Origin of the sequence: Streptomyces sp. NPDC006012, from assembly GCF_042871185.1 — a bacterium.
In the GTDB taxonomy this organism is placed as follows: domain Bacteria; phylum Actinomycetota; class Actinomycetes; order Streptomycetales; family Streptomycetaceae; genus Streptomyces.
Genome location: NZ_JBIAIE010000005.1, coordinates 41,330 through 61,693 on the forward strand (window position 1 = coordinate 41,330; position 20,364 = coordinate 61,693).

At 71.1% G+C, this 20,364-nt stretch carries 16 protein-coding genes and 1 pseudogene; 10 read left to right on the forward strand and 7 right to left on the reverse strand.

Going from position 1 to position 20,364, the window contains the following annotated elements; all coding sequences use genetic code 11:
• Positions 1 to 40: 40 nt before the first annotated feature.
• Positions 41 to 838: a hypothetical protein gene (locus ACFYPJ_RS11630; RefSeq protein WP_389014140.1), complete on the reverse strand. Its 798-nt coding sequence runs from the start codon at positions 836 to 838 to the stop codon at positions 41 to 43.
• Between the two features lie 401 nt (positions 839 to 1,239).
• The gene (ctaD, locus tag ACFYPJ_RS11635) at positions 1,240 to 2,919 is read right to left on the reverse strand and encodes a cytochrome c oxidase subunit I (protein WP_389014142.1); all 1,680 of its coding nucleotides are present in this window, start codon (positions 2,917 to 2,919) and stop codon (positions 1,240 to 1,242) included.
• Between the two features lie 408 nt (positions 2,920 to 3,327).
• Here ctaD and ACFYPJ_RS11640 point away from each other — a divergent pair, with 408 nt between their 5' ends.
• Positions 3,328 to 3,543 carry an I78 family peptidase inhibitor gene (locus ACFYPJ_RS11640; RefSeq protein ID WP_389014145.1) on the forward strand — a complete coding sequence of 72 codons (216 nt, stop codon included), beginning with the start codon at positions 3,328 to 3,330 and terminating at the stop codon, positions 3,541 to 3,543.
• 52 nt (positions 3,544 to 3,595) lie between these two features.
• Here ACFYPJ_RS11640 and ACFYPJ_RS11645 read toward each other — a convergent pair whose 3' ends face one another.
• Both ACFYPJ_RS11645 and ACFYPJ_RS11650 read right to left on the reverse strand, forming a co-directional pair.
• Entirely contained in the window at positions 3,596 to 4,609 is a 1,014-nt protein-coding gene (locus ACFYPJ_RS11645; RefSeq protein ID WP_389014148.1) for a phosphatase PAP2 family protein, read from the reverse strand.
• 238 nt (positions 4,610 to 4,847) lie between these two features.
• Complete coding sequence (locus ACFYPJ_RS11650) at positions 4,848 to 6,125, reverse strand: mannosyltransferase family protein (RefSeq protein WP_389014150.1); 1,278 nt, start codon at positions 6,123 to 6,125, stop codon at positions 4,848 to 4,850.
• A 262-nt stretch (positions 6,126 to 6,387) separates the two neighbouring features.
• On the opposite strand from ACFYPJ_RS11650, the gene ACFYPJ_RS11655 reads away from it, so the two are divergent.
• Positions 6,388 to 7,986 (forward strand): MFS transporter, encoded by a 1,599-nt coding sequence (locus tag ACFYPJ_RS11655; protein ID WP_389014153.1) that lies wholly within the window; start codon positions 6,388 to 6,390, stop codon positions 7,984 to 7,986.
• Positions 7,987 to 8,209: 223 nt separating this feature from the next.
• On the forward strand, positions 8,210 to 9,400 hold the full coding sequence (locus ACFYPJ_RS11660) for an acyl-CoA dehydrogenase family protein (RefSeq protein ID WP_389014155.1): 1,191 nt from the start codon (positions 8,210 to 8,212) through the stop codon (positions 9,398 to 9,400).
• Positions 9,401 to 9,442: 42 nt separating this feature from the next.
• On the opposite strand, the gene ACFYPJ_RS11665 is transcribed toward ACFYPJ_RS11660, so the two are convergent.
• A complete protein-coding gene (locus ACFYPJ_RS11665) occupies positions 9,443 to 9,880 on the reverse strand; it encodes a cell division protein SepF (RefSeq protein ID WP_389014158.1) in 438 nt (145 codons plus the stop codon).
• 335 nt (positions 9,881 to 10,215) lie between these two features.
• Between ACFYPJ_RS11665 and ACFYPJ_RS11670 the strand changes: the two genes are divergently transcribed.
• Entirely contained in the window at positions 10,216 to 11,469 is a 1,254-nt protein-coding gene (locus ACFYPJ_RS11670; RefSeq protein ID WP_389014161.1) for a DUF5685 family protein, read from the forward strand.
• A 37-nt stretch (positions 11,470 to 11,506) separates the two neighbouring features.
• Here ACFYPJ_RS11670 and ACFYPJ_RS11675 read toward each other — a convergent pair whose 3' ends face one another.
• Entirely contained in the window at positions 11,507 to 12,463 is a 957-nt protein-coding gene (locus ACFYPJ_RS11675) for an ABC transporter substrate-binding protein (RefSeq protein WP_389014165.1), read from the reverse strand.
• Between the two features lie 470 nt (positions 12,464 to 12,933).
• Here ACFYPJ_RS11675 and ACFYPJ_RS11680 point away from each other — a divergent pair, with 470 nt between their 5' ends.
• From ACFYPJ_RS11680 to ACFYPJ_RS11705, 6 genes and pseudogenes are all read left to right on the forward strand, one after another.
• On the forward strand, positions 12,934 to 13,791 hold the full coding sequence (locus ACFYPJ_RS11680) for an amino acid ABC transporter permease (RefSeq protein WP_389014167.1): 858 nt from the start codon (positions 12,934 to 12,936) through the stop codon (positions 13,789 to 13,791).
• Positions 13,788 to 15,581, forward strand: coding sequence for an FAD/NAD(P)-binding protein (locus ACFYPJ_RS11685; RefSeq protein ID WP_389014170.1), 1,794 nt, complete (start codon positions 13,788 to 13,790; stop codon positions 15,579 to 15,581). The genes ACFYPJ_RS11680 and ACFYPJ_RS11685 overlap by 4 nt, the downstream gene beginning before the upstream one ends.
• Positions 15,582 to 15,674: 93 nt before the next feature.
• Positions 15,675 to 16,436, forward strand: coding sequence for an amino acid ABC transporter ATP-binding protein (locus ACFYPJ_RS11690; protein ID WP_389014173.1), 762 nt, complete (start codon positions 15,675 to 15,677; stop codon positions 16,434 to 16,436).
• A gap of 534 nt (positions 16,437 to 16,970) precedes the next feature.
• Positions 16,971 to 17,873, forward strand: a complete 903-nt coding sequence (locus tag ACFYPJ_RS11695) for a S1 family peptidase (protein WP_389014176.1) — start codon at positions 16,971 to 16,973, stop codon at positions 17,871 to 17,873.
• A 145-nt stretch (positions 17,874 to 18,018) separates the two neighbouring features.
• A pseudogene (locus ACFYPJ_RS11700) lies at positions 18,019 to 18,533 on the forward strand (SPFH domain-containing protein).
• Positions 18,534 to 18,763: 230 nt separating this feature from the next.
• Complete coding sequence (locus tag ACFYPJ_RS11705; RefSeq protein ID WP_389014179.1) at positions 18,764 to 19,843, forward strand: S1 family peptidase; 1,080 nt, start codon at positions 18,764 to 18,766, stop codon at positions 19,841 to 19,843.
• Positions 19,844 to 20,009: 166 nt separating this feature from the next.
• On the opposite strand, the gene ACFYPJ_RS11710 is transcribed toward ACFYPJ_RS11705, so the two are convergent.
• Positions 20,010 to 20,348, reverse strand: coding sequence for a hypothetical protein (locus ACFYPJ_RS11710; protein WP_389014182.1), 339 nt, complete (start codon positions 20,346 to 20,348; stop codon positions 20,010 to 20,012).
• Between the last annotated feature and the right edge of the window lie 16 nt (positions 20,349 to 20,364).

Genomic DNA, 20,364 nt, shown 5'->3' on the forward strand with positions numbered 1-20,364 from the left:
TCGCGAAGGAGTCCGGGTGCTCCGGGGGCGTGCGCGGCGGTCAGGTCCCGGCCAGCGGCAGCGTGGCCGCGACCAGCTTGCCGCCCGCCGCGGCCCGGTCCAGCGCGTCGCGCAGCAGGTCCTCGCGGGGCTGCCGGCCGATGGAACCCACGGGCGCGGCGAACATCAGCACCTGCTGGTGCTTGTTGGCCGCGGCCCGCCAGCTGTCGGTCACCTGCAGCGGCTGGTGCGCCTGCCACCAGGCGACCGGCTGCCCGCCGTTCGGGCCCGGCTGGAGGACGGCGTGCAGCTGGCCGACCGCGAGCAGCACGGACCAGCCGTGCAGCACCGGCGGTACGGCGGTCAGCTCGGTCAGCGGCATGAACCCCTGCTCGATGAGGAGCGGCAGGAAGTCGTCCCCGGCGCCGGTCGTGCCCGGGCGCACGATCGGCGCGGTCGGTTCCACGACGAGCGCCGGGTGCAGTTCCCCGCTGATCAGCACGAGCCCGCTGGTCACTCCGAGCACCGCCTGCTCCGGCACCGCCCTCTGCGGCTCGCCGGCGAAGGCGCCGCCACCGCCGGAGTCGCCGCTGATGGAGCGGACCGCGCCGCGCAACTGCTCCTCGGTGACCTGGACGACCTGCGAGGGCAGGCAACTGGCGTGGGCGAAGGCGAGGACGGCGGTCTCGTCGCCGATGAACAGGACGGTGCTGGTGCGCTCCTGCTCGGAGTCGCCCGGCGTGCGGCAGGACGTGCAGTCGTAACTGCCCGGGGCGTTCTCTCCGGCGAGCAGCCGGTCGGCTTCTTCGTCGCCGATCTCGGCGCGGACGGCGTCGCTGACGTCGAGCATGCGCGGCACGGTGGCTCCCTCGGGATGCGGTGCGGTGCGACCGGGTGGCGCCCGGCCCGTGAGCCCCGGGGTCGTGGGCTCATGAAGAAGACAACGGGCGACCTGCGGCGGGAGTCACGCTCCGGGAAGCATGGAATCGAACCGTCTGCCGCACGCGGTGACGCTCCGTACGGAAGCGCCTGCTCCACATCAACTCAGTGTGAGGCAGGGGGACTTGAGTTGGTGAACTGAATGACATGTCTGCTGAGCGACAGGTCGACAAATCCTGAAATCAGCGAATGAAATGGGTGACCGGAAATCGCTGGCAGCCGGGGCGCCCGGCCGGTCTGCGCGGACCGTGCCGGTGCGTTCTGCGCCCCTCCCGCCGGTTCACCGCCGGGAGGGGCGTACGCGTTCGACGCGTCCTTCGCTCACGTCTGCCCGGGTTCCGGTGCCGGACGGGCGGACTCCAGGGCCGCGTACTCGGGATGGTGCAGATCGAACGCCGGGGACTCGGAGCGGATCCGCGGCAGGGTGATGAAGTTGTGCCGCGGCGGCGGGCAGGAGGTCGCCCACTCCAGGGAGCGCCCGTAGCCCCAGGGGTCGTCCGCGTGGACCCTCTCGCCGTACCGGGAGGTCAGCCAGACGTTGTAGAGGAACGGCAGCGTCGACAGGCCGAGCAGGAAGGCGCCGATCGAGGAGACCGTGTTCAGCGCCGTGAAGCCGTCGGCGGCGAGGTAGTCGGCGTACCGGCGCGGCATGCCCTCCGCGCCCAGCCAGTGCTGCACCAGGAAGGTGGTGTGGAAGCCGATGAACAGCGTCCAGAAATGGATCTTCCCGAGCCGTTCGTCGAGCATCTTCCCGGTGAACTTCGGCCACCAGAAGTAGAAACCCGCGAAGATCGCGAAGACGACGGTGCCGAACACGACGTAGTGGAAGTGCGCGACCACGAAGTACGAGTCCGTGACATGGAAGTCCATCGGCGGTGACGCCAGGATCACCCCGGTCAGCCCGCCGAACAGAAAAGTCGCCAGGAAGCCGCACGACCACAGCATCGGCGTCTCGAAGGACAGCGACCCCTTGAGCATGGTCCCGGTCCAGTTGAAGAACTTCACGCCCGTCGGCACCGCGATCAGGAACGACATGAAGGAGAAGTAGGGCAGCAGCACCGCGCCCGTGGCGAACATGTGGTGCGCCCACACCATGATGGACAGCGCGGTGATCGCCATCGTCGCGCCGACCAGGGTCAGGTACCCGAAGATCGGCTTGCGGCTGAAGACCGGGATGATCTCCGTGATGATCCCGAAGAAGGGCAGCGCGATGATGTACACCTCGGGGTGCCCGAAGAACCAGAACAGGTGCTGCCACAGCAGCGCCCCGCCGTTCGCCGCCTCGAACACCCGGGAGCCGAACTGCCGGTCCGCCTCCAGGACCAGCAGCGCCGCCGCCAGGACCGGGAACGCCATCAGGATCAGGACCGACGTGAACAGGGTGTTCCAGGTGAAGATCGGCAACCGGAACATGGTCATGCCCGGGGCGCGCATCCCGATGATCGTGGTGAGGAAGTTGACCGCGCCGAGGATCGTCCCGAAACCGGCCAGCGCGAGCCCCATGATCCACAGATCCGCGCCGACGCCCGGAGAGTGCGTCGCGCTGTTGAGCGGGGCGTAGGCGAACCAGCCGAAGGAGGCCGGGCCGTCCGGCACGGCCAGCGAGCCGAGCACGATGAGGCCGCCGAACAGGAAGAACCAGTACGACAGCATGTTCAGCCGCGGGAAGGCGACGTCCGGGGCGCCGATCTGCAGCGGCATCAGCTCGTTGGCGAAGCCCGCGAAGCTCGGTGTCGCGAACAGCAGCAGCATGATCGTGCCGTGCAGCGTGAACAGCTGGTTGAACTGCTCCTTCGAGACGACCTGCAGCCCGGGGCGGGCGAGTTCGGCCCGCATGATCATGGCCATCAGCCCGCCGGCGAGGAAGAACCCGAACGACGTGATCAGGTAGAGGTGGCCGATCTTCTTGTGGTCGGTGGTGGTGAGCCAGTCCACGACCACCCGGCCGGGCCGTGTTTCGGACCCCGGGCGCACCGGCGCCGTCGCGGTCTCGGTCCCCATGGCAGCTCCGCCCCTTCGCTCGTCGCGCCGGCACCGCCGCGGCGGTGCCGGCCGCCCGGCGACGGGCCGGCCGGCGGGCAGACGGGGGTCTTGTGTTGGCGCGGTGAAATTTTTATGTGGTGTCAGTTCCTTTGGAACCGCTTGGATTCACCGGGGAAAGCGGCCCCGTGGCCAACCCGCGCGGCACTCCGGGGAACTTTCCTTGCTGCTTTTCGAAGGGGCATCTCAACACGCGGGAATTCCGTTCGAATGCACCGGTGAGGGGTAAGGAACCGCCCGTACGTGTGATGGAGTTCGACAGAAACGCGTGTCGTGACCCTGTGACAAAAGTGTGACCGGAGGGGGATACGGAAGTGCCCGCCGCCGTTCCGGCTTCCCCGGTCGCCGGACAGGGCCTAGCGTGGCCGTATGGCACCGATTCCGACTCCGCCAGCGGAGCCCAAGGACAGTCCGGAAGGGTACGTCGGCCTCGACTCGGCCGACGCGGAGCGGCTGGCGCGGGGGCGCGGCTGGTCGACCGTGCGTTCGCTGCCGCCGGGCGCGATCATCACCATGGAGTACCGCGCGGGCCGGCTGAACTTCGAGGTGCGGGACGGCAGGGTGGCGCGCGCCTGGAAGGGCTGAGACGGCGCGGCGGCGGGCGGGTTGTGCGTACCGGACCCGCCGCCGCGCCGCGTCAGCCGCCGGTCATCGGGCGGGCGGCCGGGGCGCCGGTGCGCGGGACGCGGTCGGCGTGCGGCGGGCGGCGGCTGCCCACCGGGGTGACCGGGGTGCGTTCAGAGCGCGTGGTGTGCGGGCCCGGCGCCAGGTGGACCGGCGTCCGGGCGGTGCGGACCGGGGGAGCGGGTTCGCGGGCCGCGGGTGTCTCCTCGGCGGGGGTGGTGCGCGGCTTGAGCATGACGGGCACCGGGACGGCGGGCACGGGCGGCGTACGGCGGTCCCGCCAGCGGTCGCGCAGGTCGAAGATCGCGACCTCGGCCTTGGCGATCAGCGGCTCGAACCAGGGCAGCGCCAGCAGGATCAGCAGTCCCGCGGCCCAGCCGAGGAGCACGTCGCTCAGCCAGTGCGTACCGAGGTAGACGGTGGTGAGGCCGACGCCGAGCGAGGTCACCGCCGACACCGCGGACAGCCAGCGGCGGGCTCTCGGGGTGGAGGCCAGATATGCCAGGATTCCCCAGGTCACCACCGCGTTGGCGGTGTGGCCGCTGGGAAATATATCGCCGCCGAGGCCCATCTCGTTCGAGCCGATCACGGTGGCGTAGTGCGGTCCGAGCCGGCCCATGCCGATCTTGGCGGCACCGACCGTGATGTTCAGCAGCAGCAGCGAGGCGCCCAGGGTCAGCAGCGGGCGGAGCGTGTGCTGCCGCCAGGAACGCCAGCCCAGCCAGGCCAGGACCATCACGGCGGTGGGGCCGCGCTGGCCGAGCACCACGTAGTAGTCGAGGAAGGCGTGGATCCCCGGCCATTGCTGGTAGGGCCGGAAGAACATGACCTGCCAGTCGAGCCTGACCAGCCACGAGGTGGTCACTACGGCCCATACGATCGCCAGATAGAAAGCCAGGGTCGCGGAGAACAGAACGACCCGGTGCCGGCTCATCTTCGGCATGTCGATGTGGGCCGGTCGTTCCGGCTCACGGTCCAGCCTGGCGAACACCCGGTCCAGACGGGTGAGGTTTCGTTCGGTACGCACCCAATCGACGTTACAGCGAGTGAGCTGTGTGCCCGGGCGAAGCGGCGGCTTTGTGATGACGATGTGATGTGGGAAACCTCTCAACTGGCGGCCAATTTCCGAAGATTCCGCAATCTCCGGTCGTTGGCTCGTGCAATTCCTTTGATCATGCCGGGTGTTCGTTTTATGCCGCTTATGAATTCGTTCACCGGGAGATCGGGCGGAATTCTCCTGCCGCTCATCGGACGGTCAGGGGTGATCACGGAGGTCCGGAGCCGTTCAGCCAGAACGCGCCATAGATCGCCGAGGCCGTCGCGACACCGGCTGTGACCAGCACCGACGCTGAGGTGCGCAGCCGGGCCAGGGACCGGGCGAGGGGCAGCAGCAGCGGGAAGGCGGGCAGCAGCAGACGCGGCTTGGAGCCGAAGTAGCTCGACGCGCACAGGGCGAGCGCGGTGACGGCGCCCGTGTACACCAGCAGCGCGAGCGGCTGGCCCTGCCGTACGCCGGTCACGTACAGCCAGACCAGCAGGACGACCCCGATGATCAGCGCGAGACCGGCGAGGGCCGACGGGAGTGACGTGAACTTGTCGGCCACGAAGCGGGCGAAGGCGTAGCCGCCGTCGAAGCCGTTGCGCCAGCCGGCCTGCACGTCCAGGTAGCCGAGCGGCCCCTGGCCGGTGTGCAGGCCGACCCACAGGACGTAGCCGGCCGCACCGAGGGGAGCGATCAGCAGACCGAGGGCGCGTCGTGTCAGAGGTGCGCCGTCCGTGACAGATGGGGCGCATGTTACGTACCTCGCGCTCCCCTCGGCCCGAACACGCCCGGCGCGGGCGGCGCTTACGGCGTCAGGGGCGCGTCCGGCGGTCCGCGCGCCCTTCGATGCCCTGTCGCGCCAGTCCCGCACGAACGGCGCAACGCCCGCCGCCCACACCGCCGCGACCACGGCGAGCCCCACCGGCCGGGTCAGCCCGGCCGACGCGGCGAGCACACCGGCGCTCACCCAGCGTCCGGTCAGCACGGCGTACAACGACCACGCGGCGAGCGCCGTGAACAGCGACTCGCTGTACGCCATCGACTGCACGATCCCGACGGGCAGCACGGCCCACAGCAGGACGGCGCAGACTCCCGCCCGGGCGCCGTACACCTGGTCCGCCACCGCGAAGATCCCCCAGGCAGCGGCGAACGAGGCCACCAGGGAGACGACGAAACCCGCGTCCGCGTACGACAGCGGCAGGAGCGCGTGCAGCAGCCGCTCCAGCCAGGGCAGCAGAGGGAAGAAGGCCAGGTTGGAGTGGACGTCGCCGTTCGGCAGCCGCACCTCGTAGCCGTAGCCGAGTTCGGCGACCCGGGTGTACCACAGTGCGTCCCAGCGGGCGGTGAGCAGCGTGTACGCGCTCTTGCCGCGCGCCGCGCTCCACACCGCCAGCACGGTCAGGCCCAGGGCGCGGACGGCGGCGTAGCCGAGGAGAGCGAAAGCCGCCCGGCGCAGCGGCGTGGCGCGAGCGGGTGCCACGCGCGTCTCAAGATCGGTCACGGGCTCGATTATCGACCGGCCGCTGAACCGCATGGACGGCCGGTGTGTGGTCAAGCATTCGAGAAGTGGTGTACGTCACGTGAGTGGTCCTGGACGGTGAGAGTTCCGCCACGTATCCGCGGAACGGACTCGCGTACGCTGACGTGTCACTCGCGTCCGTACCGCGCGCCGCTGGAGACCCCGCTCCGTTCCGGCCGCACGCCGGGGCTGATCACCCCGCCGAAGTCCGCCGCACGCGAGGGAACCCCTTGGAGGTACGCGCATGTCCCAGACGACCCCGGCCGCCGCAGGGCTGCGCCGTCGGGCGCCGGGGACCGGCGCCAACCGCTGGGTCGTCCTCTTCGTCCTCTGCGTCAGCCTGCTGCTCGTCGCCCTCGACGCGACCGTGCTGCACGTGGCGGTGCCCGCCGTCACCGAGGATCTCCGGCCCGGTGCCACGGAACTGCTCTGGATCGTCGACGTCTATCCGCTCGTCTGTGCCTCACTGCTGATCCTCTTCGGCACGCTGGGCGACCGGGTGGGCCGTCGGCGGGTTCTGCTGCTCGGCTACGCGCTGTTCGGCGCCGCCTCCGCGCTGGCCGCCGTCGCACCGAGCGCCGGGCTGCTGATCGTGGCGCGCGCCCTGCTCGGCGTCGGCGGCGCGATGATCATGCCGGCGACCCTGTCGATCCTGCGCCAGGTCTTCCCCGACCGGCGGGAACGCGCGCTGGCCATCGGCGTCTGGAGCGCGGTGGCCGCGGTGGGTGCCGCGGTCGGCCCGCTGCTCGGCGGCTTCCTGCTGGAGCACTTCTGGTGGGGCTCGGTCTTCCTCGTCAACATTCCGCTGATGCTGGTCAGCCTGCCGGTCGGGCGGCTGCTGCTGCCCGAGTCGAAGGGGGAGCGCGACGGACCCTGGGATGTGGCCGGCGCGCTGATGGCCGCGGCCGGGCTGTTCGGGCTGGTCTTCGGCGTGAAGCGGCTCGGCGGCGGGGAGCCGGTGAGCGCGCTCACGCTGGTGCCCCTGGTGGCGGGCGCGCTGCTGATGGTGACGTTCGTACGCCGGCAGCGGCGGCGCCGCTGCCCGTTGGTGGACCTGCGGATGTTCGCGCGGCCGGCGTTCAGCACGGCGGTCGGGTGCATCGTGCTGGCGATGCTCGCGCTGGTCGGTCTTGAACTGATCGCCGCGCAGTATCTGCAACTGGTGCTCGGCCTGTCGCCCCTCCAGACGGGCCTGCGGCTGCTGCCGCTGACCGTGGCGGCGATGGCCGCGGGGCTGGCCGGTGCCAGGATGCTGCGCCGCTTCGGGCCGCGGCGCATGGTGACCACCGGCTTCTGCATGACCGCGCTCGCCGTGCTGACGCTGACGGCGATGGGCGGGCGCGACGACCCCGGGCTGCTGCTGTTCGGCTTCGTCCTGCTGGGCTTCGGCCTGGAGACCACCCTCTTCGGCGCGTACGAGTCCATGCTGAGCGAGGCGCCCGTCCGGCAGGCGGGCGGGGCCGCGGCGATCGGGGAGACCTCCTACCAACTGGGCGCCGGAATGGGCATCGCGCTGCTCGGCAGCGTGATGAACGCGGCGTACGCGCCCGGCCTCGCCTCCGTGCCCGGGGTCCCGGCCCGGGCCTCCGCCGCGGCCGGGCATTCGCTGGGGGAGGCGTACGACGTGGCCGGGCGGATCGGCGGCCCGGCCGGAGCCGCCCTGCGCCGCGCGGCCAAGGACTCCTTCGTGCACGGCCTGCACATCACCCTGCTGGTGAGCGCGGGCCTGCTGCTGCTCGGAGCGGTGATGGCGCTCAGGCTGCCGCGGACGATGCAGTGCGATCCGGGCCCGGTGGAAGTCCCCGCGCCCAGAGAGGCCGAGCGGGCCCGCGTCTCGGCGTGACGGGGCGGCGCCCAGGGTCCGGTCCGGCAGTGGATGCCTGTCCGGCACCGGGCGGTCACGCCCAGTGGGCTCTCCGGCTGCGCGCCGGAGGGCGGGGGCCCGCCCCTTGGCCAGGTTTTCCTGCCGTGCCGGTGGGAGAGTGGGGTGGACGCCGCGTGCGCCGCGTCGTACCGTCGCGGCGCAATCCACCCGCGGTGCTTGTCCCGTGTCCCCGGAGGTGTCCGTGTCCGCGTCCGCCAAGTTGCCCCCGTTCGACCCGGCCGACCCGCTCGGCATCGACGACCTGCTGGACTCCGATGATCTGGCCGTCCGGGACACCGTGCGACGCTGGGCCGCGGACAGCGTGCTGCCCGGTGTCGCCGACTGGTACGAGAGCGGCGAACTCCCCGGCATCCGGGAACTCGCCCGCGAACTGGGTTCCCTCGGCGCTCTCGGCATGTCCTTGACCGGGTACGGCTGCGCCGGTGCCTCCGCCGTACAGTACGGCCTCGCCTGCCTCGAACTGGAAGCCGCCGACTCCGGCATCCGCTCGCTCGTCTCGGTGCAGGGCTCCCTGGCCATGTACGCCATCCACCGGTTCGGCAGCGAGGAACAGAAGCAGCAGTGGCTGCCCCGCATGGCGACCGGCGAGGTCATCGGCTGCTTCGGGCTCACCGAACCCGACCACGGCTCCGACCCCGCCTCGATGCGTACGCACGCCAAGCGCGACGGCGGCGACTGGGTGCTCAGCGGCCGCAAGATGTGGATCACCAACGGTCCCATCGCCGGTGTCGCCGTCGTCTGGGCGGGGACCGACAACGGCATCCGGGGCTTCCTCGTGCCGGCCGGCACCCCCGGCTTCGCCGCCCCGGAGATCAAGCACAAGTGGTCACTGCGGGCCAGCGTCACCGGCGAACTGGTCCTGGACGACGTACGGCTGCCCGCCGACGCCGTGCTCCCCGAGGTCACCGGCCTGCGCGGCCCGCTGAGCTGTCTCTCGCACGCGCGCTACGGCATCGTCTGGGGCGCCATGGGCGCGGCCCGCACCTGCTTCGAGACCGCCGTCGACTACGCGAAGTCCCGGGAGCAGTTCGGGCGGCCGATCGGAGGCTTCCAGCTCACCCAGGCCAAACTCGCCGACATGGCGGTGGAACTGCACAAGGGGATCCTGCTCGCCCATCACCTGGGGCGGCGCATGGACGCCGGCCGGCTGCGCCCCGAGCAGATCAGCTTCGGCAAGCTCAACAACGTACGGGAGGCGATCGAGATCTGCCGCACGGCCCGGACGATCCTCGGGGCCAACGGGATCTCCCTGGAATACCCCGTGATGCGGCACGCGACCAACCTCGAATCGGTGCTCACCTACGAGGGCACCGCCGAGATGCACCAGCTCGTGCTGGGCAAGGCGCTCACCGGGCTCGACGCCTTCCGCTGAGCCGGCCCGGGGGCCGGGGCGGGGCCGGTGAGCGGCCCTGCCTCAGCTCTGGTTGAAGAAGCCGTCCGAACGGTGCGCGGCAGGCTCGCCGCTGACGATCTCGGTGTGCGCGGGCGTCAGCAGGAAGACCCGGGTGGCGACCCGCTCGATCGAGCCGCGCAGACCGAAGATCAGGCCGGCCGCGAAGTCGACCACACGCTTGGCGTCGGTGGCTTCCATGGCGGTGAGGTTCATGATGACCGGAACCCCGTCCCGGAACAGCTCGCCGATCGCGCGGGCGTCCCGGAAGCTGTCCGGAGTGACCGTGCCGATACGGCGGCCCGTCTCCTCGGCGGTGTCCGAGGCCACCTTGACCCGCGGGTCGGTGACCCAGGCCTCCCCGGGCTCGGGCCCTTCGGAGTAGTCGTCGTCGTAGTAGCGCTCGTCATCGTTGTCGTCGACGAGGCCAAGCCAGGCACTCGCCTTGCGTACCGATCCCATGGACGCCTCCTCTCACAGCGGTCCTTCTTGCATTCCGCACCCCTATGGTCGTCCATGATGCGGATGGCACGCCAAGTGGACAGACGCCGCGCGGGGGGTTTGTGACGCTACTGGTGCACAGCGCGGACGTCGAGAGGCCGGACGCCCCAAGGGTCCAACCACGTACGGCTGCTGACTGTGAGTGAAATATGATTCTTCGCGGCGTATGGGTGAGAAGTGGTGCGTCCGGGTGAGCACGGCGGCCGGTCCGGGATGACCGTAGGCCGATACGATGTCGCGGCTGAATGTCGTATTGCGGCACGGTCGAATGCCGTAGGGCAGCACGGGGGGAAGTCGTGTTCGGGATCGTACGGCCCTGTCCGCACCGGCTCGGTGCGGGTCTTCGGGCCCAGTGGACAGCGCACTTGTGCGGGCTGTGCCTCGCGCTGCGCGGGGACCACGGACAGTTCGCGCGGATCGTGACGAACTACGACGGGCTGCTGCTCTCGGTTCTGACGGAGGCTCAGGCCGCGGGGGCGGGGACCGGGCGGCGTACGGCGGGGCCCTGTCCGCTGCGCGGCATGCGCACCGCGTCCGTCGCCCGTGGCGAGGGCGCGCGGCTCGCGGCGGCCGTCTCCCTGGTCCTCGCCTCGGCCAAGGTGCGCGACCATGTCGCCGACGGGGACGGGCTGCTGGCACGCCGTCCGGTGGCGCTCGCCGCGCGCCGGTTGGCCGCGAACTGGGGACGGGCGGGAGCGCGCGGCGGGTCGCTGGTCGGATTCGACACCGCGCTCCTCGTCGACGCCGTCGACCGGCAGACCGGCGTCGAGGCGCTGGCCGGAGCGGGCACGCCGGTGCTCACGGTCACCGAGCCGACCGAGACCGCGACCGCCGCCGCCTTCGCCCACACCGCCGTGCTGGCCGGACGGCCGGGCAACGCGGCGCCGCTCGCCGAGGCCGGCCGGCTCTTCGGCAGGCTCGCGCATCTGCTGGACGCCGTGGAGGACCGGGCGGCCGACGCCGCGTCAGGTGCCTGGAACCCGCTGACCGCCACCGGCACCCCGCTCACCGAGGCCCGCCGGCTGGCCGACGACGCGCTGCACGGCATCCGGCTCGCGCTGCGCGACGTGGAGTTCACCGACGGCAGGCTGGCGCACCGGTTGCTCGCGCACGAACTGCGCCGCTCGGTGGACCGGGCGTTCGGGACGACCTCCTGCGGGCACGCGCCCGGGGCCGCCGCCGGAACACCGCGGACCCCGCACGCCCCGCAGACACCGGACCGCCCCTGGGGCCCCGACGGTCCGCACGGTCCGGACGGCGATCCGTCCGGAGACGACCCGTCCGGTGACGATCCGTCCAGCGGTGAGCCGCCGCACCGGGGCCGGCGGGGCATGTGGGCCGGCTGTGCGGCGGCCCTCGGTCTGTTCTGCACCTGCCGCGCCTGCTGCGCCGACGAGTTCGAGGGGCCCTGGTCCCAGCAGCGCCGCGAGGGGTGCTGCGCCAAGTGCGACTGCGGGGACTGCAGCGGCTGCGGTGACTGCTGCGAGTGCTGCGGGAATTGCGACGGCTGCGACGGATGTGACGGCTGCGACTGCGGTTGCAACTGTTAGGACCGGTCCGCCGGACCGGTCCTGGCCTCGCGGCCGGTCACTCCCTCAGTTCCGGCGGCGAGATCTGCGACCTGGTGATCGCCGAGCCGGTCGTGCCCCACTTCTTGAGGATCTCGTCGTACGTGCCGTCGGCGATGAGCCGGTTCACCGCCGCCTGGAACGCCGGAGCGAGCTTCGAGCCCTTCTTGAAGGCGAAGCCGACGTCGAGGCGGTGGTATTCGTTGAGGAACTTCACCCCGCTCTGGTGCGCCACGGCATACCGCAGCCCGTTGATCGTGGACATCACGATGTCGCTGCGGCCCTGCTGGAGGGCGGACCAGAGCGCGCCCTGCTCGCTGTAGGTCTGCACGGAGTACGCCTTCTTCCCGGCGTCGGTGCACACGTGCCTGTTCTCCTCCAGCGTGGCCTCGAAGGTGGTGCCCGCGCCGGTCGCCACGTTCAGTCCGCACAGTTGCCGCAGATCGGTGACCTTCGACAGCTTGCTGTCGTCGCGGACGGCGAAGCCCTGGCCGTCGTTGATGTAGGTGACGAAGTCGATGGTCCTGCGGCGCTCGTCGGTCACGCCGAAGTTGCTTGCGCCGAAGTCGTACTTGCCGCTGTCGAGGGCGGGCAGGATGGCCTCGAAGGACGCCTGTTCCGCCGTCAGTTCGATGCCGAGCGCCTTTCCGACGGCCTGGGTGAAATCGACGTCCTGGCCGGTCAGGGTCTTGCCGTCGGCCAGGTAGGTGGTGCCGGGCGGGGTACCGCCGACGCTGACCGCGACGGTGAGCCGTCCGGTGCCCGCGGGCAGCAGCGCGGCGGCGCCGGCGTCCTTGCGGATGCCGGAGACGACGTCCGTTGCGGGCGCCGCGCCGGACCCGGCGCCCGCGCCCGCGCCCGCGGATCCGGCCGGGCCGTCGGGCCCCGAACCGCAGCCGGTGAGCAGCCAAGCGGCCGACACGGCAGTCATGAACGGGGCGAAGAGGGTGCGGCGGGCACTTCTGGATGTGCGCATCGGGCAGCGGTCTCCTGTGAGCGGAAGAGTGCGGAGCGCGAGGGGGAGGGGGTGCGCGTGTGAAGGCGAAGGCAGAGGTGCGAAGGGCGGAGGTGAACCCGGAAGGGAACGCGGCATGGCGCGGAACAGCGGGAAGTGCGCCGGTCAGCGGAGAGAGTGCGCAGGAGCCCGCCGAGCGGCAGGCGTGCAGTGGGTCAGCTCAACAGGAAGAGGACCACACGCGACCGAAGTCGATGTGGGAGCGGGTGACCAGCCACTGCTGTGGATGCATGGGGCAAGTGGAACAGGTTCACGGTTCACCGTCAACCGGCCTGAGACGTACGGCTCACAGTATGGACACCCTTGACAACGGGCGGAAACGCCCCCGTACTCTCGACGGGCGGCCCTGCTGAGGGGCTCGGCCGCAGCCGCCGCGAGGCGAAGCGTGTGAAGACGCCCACCGTGTTCCAGCTATGTCACGGAGCCTTCGCATGTCATCCGACACCCTCGCCAAAGTCCCCGCGGCACCGGAGACCCCCGAGCGCGCGGACACCCTGCGGATCGTCCCGCAACGCCGGCTCGGGCAGTGGACGGCCGCCGCCGCCCTCCTCGTCCTGCTCGCCCTGGTCCTCACCTCCGTCCTGCGCAACGAGGCGTTCCAGTGGAACGTCGTCGCCGACTACTTCACCTCGGGCTCCGTACTGCGCGGGCTGTGGCTCACGCTGTGGCTGACCGCGGTGGTGATGGTCCTCGGCTTCGCCCTGGGCACCCTGCTCGCCGCACTCCGGCTCTCCGCCAACCCCGTCCTGCGGGCGGTGAGCTGGGGCTACGTCTGGCTGTTCCGGTCGATCCCGATCCTGGTGCAGCTGCTGCTGTGGTTCAACATCGGCGCCCTGTACCCGCGGCTCCTGGGCGTGAGGACGGTCGATCTGCTCACCCCGATAGCCGTCGCGATCATCGGCCTGACCCTGCACGAGGCGGCCTACGCCGCCGAGGTGGTGCGCGGCGGGATTCTCTCCGTCGACCGCGGCCAGATCGAGGCAGCCCAGGCGCTCGGCCTGAGCCGGGCACGACGCTGGCGGCGGATCGTGCTGCCGCAGGCCATGCGCGCCATCGTGCCGCCCGCCGGGAACATGCTGATCGGCACCCTCAAAGGGACCTCCATCGTGAGCGTCATCGCGGTGAGCGACCTGCTGTTCTCGGCGCAGCTGATCTACCACCGCACCTACCAGGTCATCCCGCTGCTGATGGTCGCCACCCTCTGGTACACCGTGGTCACCTCGGTGCTCGGCGTCGGCCAGTACTACGTGGAGCGGTACTACGCCCGCGGCTCGGAGACCCGCCGATGAGACCGCAGCTGGTGATCGTCGGGGCCGGACCGCGGGGGACCGGACTGCTGGAGCGCATCGCCGCCAACGCGCCCGAGCTGTACGGCGACGGCGGCCTCGACATCCATCTCGTCGACCCCTGCCCGCCGGGCGCCGGACGGATCTGGCGTGCGGCGCAGTCCCCGCTGCTGTGGATGAACTCGCACGCCGAGGACGTCACCATGTTCACCGACGAGACGGTGCGGATGGCCGGCCCGGTCCGGGAGGGCCCCACCCTGCACGAGTGGGCGGGCCTCGACGGCCGTGCCTTCGCGGACCGGCAGACCCAGGGCGGATACCTGCGCATGGTGTACGACCGGGCCGTCGCCGACCTGCCCGCGGGCATCGCCGTCCACCACCACCCCCGGCGTGCCCTACGGGTCGACGGCCCGCGCGACGGGCGCCAGCAGGTGTGGCTGGAGGGCCGTCCGCGCCCGTTGCCCGCCGACGCCGTGATCCTCGCCCTCGGCCACCTCGACGCCGAACTCGACTGTCAACAGGCCGAGTTGGCGGCGTACGCGCGCGCCCACGGACTGCTCCACCTGCCGCCCGACTTCACCGCCGACAGCGACCTGTCCCCGCTCAAGGCCGGTGAACCCGTCGTGGTACGGGGCTTCGGGCTGGCCTTCGTCGACCTGATGGTGCTGCTCACCGAGGGCCGTGGCGGACGGTACGAGGACGGGGTGTACCTACCGTCGGGGCGTGAACCCGTGCTGTACGTGGGCTCCCGCCGCGGAGTGCCGTACCACTCGAAGATCGGCTACACCTGGAGGGGCGAACGCCTCCCGCTGCCCCGGTTCTTCGGGCCCGCCGAGGTCGACGCGCTGCTCGCCCGGCGGCGGGAGCCCCGCGGGCCGGACGGAACCGGGAGCGGGGCGGGCCTCGACTTCCGGCGGGACGTGTGGCCGCTGGTGGCGAAGGAACTGGGCTTCGCCCACTACCACCGGCTGTTCACCGTCCACCCCGAGCGGACGGCCGTCGCCCGCGCCGACTTCGAGGAGAAGTACGCGGCAGCCGAAACCGCCGACGAGATCAGCGCCCTGGTCGCCGCCGCCGTGCCCGACCCCGCCGACCGGCTCGACCTCGACGCCCTCGACCACCCCTTGGACGGCGTGCGCCTCGCCTCGCACGAGGAACTCCAGGACTGGCTGCGCGACCACGTCGAGGCGGACCTCGGCCGCCGGCACGACCCTCGGCACAGCCCCGACCTCGCGGTGTTCCTCGCCCTGCTGTCCGTCTACGGGCAACTGGTCCGGCTCGGCGACATCGGCCCCTGGTGGCACGGCTTCTTCAGCTACCTCGCCTCCGGACCGCCCGGACCCCGGCTGCGGCAGCTGCTCGCCCTGTCCCGGGCGGGCGTCGTCCGGTTCGTCGGCGCCGGCATGACCGTGACCGCCGCGGACGGGGTGTTCCGGGCCGCCTCGCCCACCGTGCCCGGCTTCCACGTCGAGGCACGCGCCCTGGTCGAGGCGCGGCTGCCCGAACCCACCGTCGGCCGCGCCCGCGACGGACTGCTGCGCGCACTGCACGCCGACGGCGCCGCCGAGAGCCCCGACGGGCTGTTGCGGGTGGACCCCGCCGACGGGCGGATCCGCGACGCGGCCGGCCGGCCGCATCCCCGCCGGTTCGCGCTCGGGCCCTACACCGACAGCCGTACCTCCGGCGCGTTCACCCGGCCGCGCACCGGCGGCCCGGCGTTCCGGCAGAACGACGCCACCGCCCGCGCGGCCCTGGTCCTGCTGCGCCGGCAGACCTGCCGCGCCGCGGTGTGAACCACCCCGTCCGCCCCGTCCACCCCACATCCGTCAAGGCATCGGATGTGAACCACCCCGTCCACCCTCCCCGTCCACCAAGGGATCCACGCGATGAGCGTCATGGTCGACATCAGGTCCGTGCACAAGAGCTTCGGACAGCTCGGCGTCCTCAAAGGCATCGACCTCACCGTGCGCACCGGTGAGGTCACCGTCGTCCTCGGCCCGTCCGGCTCGGGCAAGTCGACGCTGCTGCGCACCATCAACCACCTGGAGAAGATCGACCGCGGCACGATCAGCGTGGACGGCGCGCTGATCGGCTACCGGCGTTCGGGCGACACGCTGTACGAGCTGTCCGAACGCGAGGTGCTGCGGCAGCGCACCCAGATCGGGTTCGTCTTCCAGAACTTCAACCTCTTCCCGCACCTGACCGTGCTGGAGAACGTCGTCGAGGCACCCGTGGCCGCGCTGAAGCGGCCCCGCGCACAGGCCGAGGCCACCGCCCGCGGCCTGCTGGAGCGAGTGGGGCTCGGCGACCGCGCCGACACCTATCCGAAACGGCTCTCCGGCGGGCAGCAGCAGCGGGTCGCCATCGCGCGCGCCCTCGCGCTGGAACCGAAGCTGCTCCTCTTCGACGAACCGACCTCCGCCCTCGACCCCGAACTGGTCGGCGAGGTTCTCGACGTCATCAAGGACCTGGCCGGTCAGGGCACCACGATGATCGTCGTCACCCACGAGATCGGATTCGCCCGTGAGGTCGCCGACACGGTGGTGTTCATGGACGACGGGCGGATCGTCGAACAGGGCGGCCCCGCCGAGGTGCTGGACACCCCGCGGCACCAGCGGACCCGGGCGTTCCTCTCCAAGGTGCTGTGAGCCGGTGCCATGCGGCGCCGTGCGTCCGCGCCGAGGTGCCGTGAGCCGGTTCCGTGGTGGCGCGGGTGTCCGCCGGGCAGGGGACCGAGGACCATCCGCAGGGGCGACTTCGGGACATTCCCGGGACCTGGGCGGCGGACGGTGACGCGGTCGTCCGCACCGGGGCCGAGGCTGACGGGCCGGCCCTGGACGGGCGGCCGTTCCGACCCGGCCCGGACCGTGCGGGGTGCCGCCGTCCCGTCGACAACGCCGACGGGATCCGGCGCGGCCTCGGTCCCGCCGGTGCACGCGCCTTCTCGCCGGCCGGGCGGGAGCCGGCGGTACGGGCATGAACGGGCCAACAACTCACCAAGCCCGTTCAAAAACTGACGGCCGAAAGGAACCCTTGCGCCGACTGTCCGTCCGGCCGAATACTCCCCCACAGTGCTTGTCAGGGGCACGACGGACCGGAATCCGGTCGTTCGTGCCCCTGACTGCGCCTCACGGGCCCCGACCCCACGCGGGCCCCCGACTTCCCCTGGGAGGGAACGAAACGTGAGGAACGAGCGCACCATTTCCCGCAGCGTCGCGAGACGGACCCGGCTGATCGCCCTTGCCTCCGGATTCGTGGCCGCGGCGGCGTTCGCAGCCCCCACCGCGAACGCGAGTGACGTCCAGACGTTCAGCGCCTCGCAGCTCACCAGCGCGAGCGATGCCGTTCTCAAGGCGGACATCCCCGGCACGGCCTGGGCGGTGGACAGCAAGAACAACAACGTTGTCGTCACCGTCGACAGCACCGTCTCGCAGGCCGAGATCGCCAAGATCAAGGAGCAGGCCGGCGCCACCGCCGGTGCTCTGACCATCAAGCACACCCCGGGCACGTTCAAGAAGCTGATCTCCGGCGGCGACGCCATCTATGCGAGTAGCTGGCGCTGCTCGCTGGGCTTCAACGTCCAGGACAACAGCGGCAACTACTACTTCCTGACCGCCGGTCACTGCACCAGCGGCGCGGGCACCTGGTGGTCGGACTCCGGCCACAGCACCACGCTCGGCACCACGGCCGGCTCGTCCTTCCCGGGCAACGACTACGGCCTCGTGCGCTACACGAACAGCTCGGTGGCCAAGTCGGGCACCGTCGGCAGCGTGGACATCACCAGCGCGGCCACGCCGTCCGTCAACACCACCGTCTACCGCCGCGGCTCCACCACCGGCATCCACAACGGCCAGGTCACCGCGCTCAACGCGACGGTCAACTACGGCGCCGACGGCATCGTCTCCGGCCTCATCCAGACCACGGTCTGCGCCGAGCCCGGCGACTCCGGCGGCCCGCTGTACTCCAACAGCGGCATCGCCTACGGCCTGACCTCCGGCGGCAGCGGCAACTGCTCCTCCGGCGGCACGACCTTCTTCCAGCCGGTCACCGAGGCCCTGAGCGCCTACGGGGTCCACGTCTTCTGACGTAGCCCTTGTGACGGCCCGCGTACCACCGGCCCCCGCACGCAACCGGCGTGCGGGGGCTGCCCCTTGAGTGCCTGCCGGAGTTACCTTCGAGGGACGGGGGCGCTCTCCCGGACACCCCCACTTCGGACCCGTGGGGGTCGGCATGGTCGAGGAGCTGGTGGTGGCGGGGGCGGCTGTCGTGTCCGTCGCGGCGGTGTACGTGATGGAGCGGCGCGGGTCGTGAAGCAGTACGAGCGCGGGGTGGTGTTCCGGCTGGGCCGGCTCCGTCCCGAGGTCCGCGGACCGGGATTCACCATGGTCGTCCCGTTCGTGGACAGCCTGCGCAAGGTGAACATGCAGATCGTGACGATGCCCGTGCCCGCCCAGGAGGGCATCACCCGCGACAACGTGACCGTACGGGTCGACGCCGTGGTCTATTTCCAGGTGGCCTCTCCGGCCGACGCGGTCGTCCGGGTCGAGGACTACCGGTTCGCGGTCTCGCAGATGGCCGACACACCCGCCGCACTCCAACTGCGGCTGCTGCAGACGGTGGTGGCGGTGGCCGCCGAGAAGAACTCCACGCTGGTGCTGCCCTTCCCGGTGGAGCTGCTGCGGTTCCTGGAGAAGGCGCAGCAACTGCCCCCGGCGGCCGGAGGGTCGAGTTCAGGACAGTCCTGAAAGTCACTGTCCGCCTCATATGCGCTCGCTCGCAGTGTTTGCAGCGCGAATCTCCTGCGGTGACTGTACGCGGTCAACGAAAAGGGGCGTGCGAGAGCGTCGCATGCGCGTCCTGAAGTCGACCTTGTGTGCTCCCCGCAGTCATCGGAATAGTAGGCGCCCATCAACCAGCCTTCCGGCCCAAGAGGTCCCCACAACCTTCCGGGCCATCCCCCACAGGAGGACGTGAGTTGAAGCACCGACGCATACCCAGGCGGCGGATCGCCGTGACGGGCGCGGGAATCGCCGCGTTGGTCACCGCGGGTGTCACCTTCCAGACTGCGAATGCCAGCGAGCCGACGGAGACTTCCACACCCCGGATCCTGTCGGTTCCGACGGCCGGAAAGCTCGCCTCCACGCTCGTCCAGGACCTCGGCGGCGACGCCGCGGGCTCCTACTACGACGCCCGGGCGAAGCACCTCGTCGTCAACGTGCTCGACGAGAGCGCGGCCCGGACCGTCGAAGCGGCCGGCGCCAGGGCCAGAATCGTCACCAACTCCCTAGCCGAACTCGACGGCGCCCGCTCGGCCCTGCAGCGGGAAGCCACCATCCCCGGTACCTCGTGGGCGGTCGACCCGATCAGCGACAAGGTCGTCGTCACCGCCGACCGGACCGTCCCGAAGGCCGCGCTGGCGAAGCTCGCCAAGGTGGTCGACGGGCTCGGTGCGACCACCGAACTCCAGCGCTCGAAGGGGGAGTTCAAGCCCTTCGTCGCGGGCGGGGACGCCATCACGGGCTCGGGCGGGCGCTGCTCGCTCGGCTTCAACGTGGTCAAGGGCTCAGAGCCGTACTTCCTGACCGCCGGGCACTGCACCGAGGCCATCTCCACGTGGTCGGACTCCTCCGGCACCGTGATCGGCGAGAACGCACAGTCCAGCTTCCCGGGCAATGACTACGGCCTGGTGAAGTACACCGCGGACGTCGACCACCCGAGCGAGGTCGACCTCTACGACGGATCCGCACAGGAGATCACCGGCGCGGCCGAGGCCACCGTGGGGATGGACGTGTCCCGCAGCGGTTCGACCACGCAGGTGCACGACGGCACGGTGACCGGTCTGAACGCCACCGTGAACTACCAGGAGGGCACGGTCAGCGGTCTCATCCAGACCGATGTGTGTGCGGAGCCCGGTGACAGCGGAGGCTCGCTGTTCTCCGGGAGCAGTGCGATCGGTCTGACCTCCGGCGGCAGTGGCAACTGCACCTCCGGCGGTACGACCTTCTTCCAGCCGGTCACCGAGGCGCTCTCGGCGACCGGTACCGACATCGGCTGATCGGCCCAGCGGCTGATCGACCGAGTGGCGCCACGCTTCGTGTGAGCCGCAGGTGAAGTCCCGCCCCGCGCGCGAGGGGCGGGACTTTCGCGTGTGCCGCCCCGCGGCCGGCCGGACGGCGGCCGGCCCCGGGGCGCGCGGCCCGTGCGGTGGGCCGCCGGGAGATTCAGATGGTCGTGCAGACCCCGTCCTCGATGGAGCGGCCGTCGCGTTCCAGCCCGGCGCAGACGAGTTTCGCGTTCGGCTGGTCACGGTTGACCGCCCAGCGGTGGCTGGCGGCGTTGACCCGGGGGGAACGGAAGTCGCCCCAGTAGGCACGCAGCGTCCCGGGCAGCCCGTCCTTGGTCTTGACGGTGATGTCCTGGACGAACCGCTCGTGGTGGGCGGTCATGACACAGACGTAGTTCCCGCAGTGGCTGTGGACTTCGGCGTGCGCGGGAGCCGCGGCGAGCAGGGGGAGCACACAGGCCGAGGCGAGTGCGGTGATCCGCTTCAGGTGGTTCATGTCCGGTGAACGACCA

Bases quoted from the DNA above. Each gene is read 5' to 3' on its own strand.
- ACFYPJ_RS11685 (WP_389014170.1), top strand. From the start codon at position 13,788: ATGAGACCGCAGCTGGTGATCGTCGGGGCCGGACCGCGGGGGACCGGA.
- ACFYPJ_RS11640 (WP_389014145.1), top strand. From the start codon at position 3,328: ATGGCACCGATTCCGACTCCGCCAGCGGAGCCCAAGGACAGTCCGGAA.
- ACFYPJ_RS11680 (WP_389014167.1), top strand. From the start codon at position 12,934: ATGTCATCCGACACCCTCGCCAAAGTCCCCGCGGCACCGGAGACCCCC.
- ctaD (WP_389014142.1), bottom strand. From the start codon at position 2,919: ATGGGGACCGAGACCGCGACGGCGCCGGTGCGCCCGGGGTCCGAAACA.
- ACFYPJ_RS11710 (WP_389014182.1), bottom strand. From the start codon at position 20,348: ATGAACCACCTGAAGCGGATCACCGCACTCGCCTCGGCCTGTGTGCTC.
- ACFYPJ_RS11690 (WP_389014173.1), top strand. From the start codon at position 15,675: ATGAGCGTCATGGTCGACATCAGGTCCGTGCACAAGAGCTTCGGACAG.
- ACFYPJ_RS11665 (WP_389014158.1), bottom strand. From the start codon at position 9,880: ATGGGATCGGTACGCAAGGCGAGTGCCTGGCTTGGCCTCGTCGACGAC.
- ACFYPJ_RS11655 (WP_389014153.1), top strand. From the start codon at position 6,388: ATGTCCCAGACGACCCCGGCCGCCGCAGGGCTGCGCCGTCGGGCGCCG.
- ACFYPJ_RS11675 (WP_389014165.1), bottom strand. From the start codon at position 12,463: ATGCGCACATCCAGAAGTGCCCGCCGCACCCTCTTCGCCCCGTTCATG.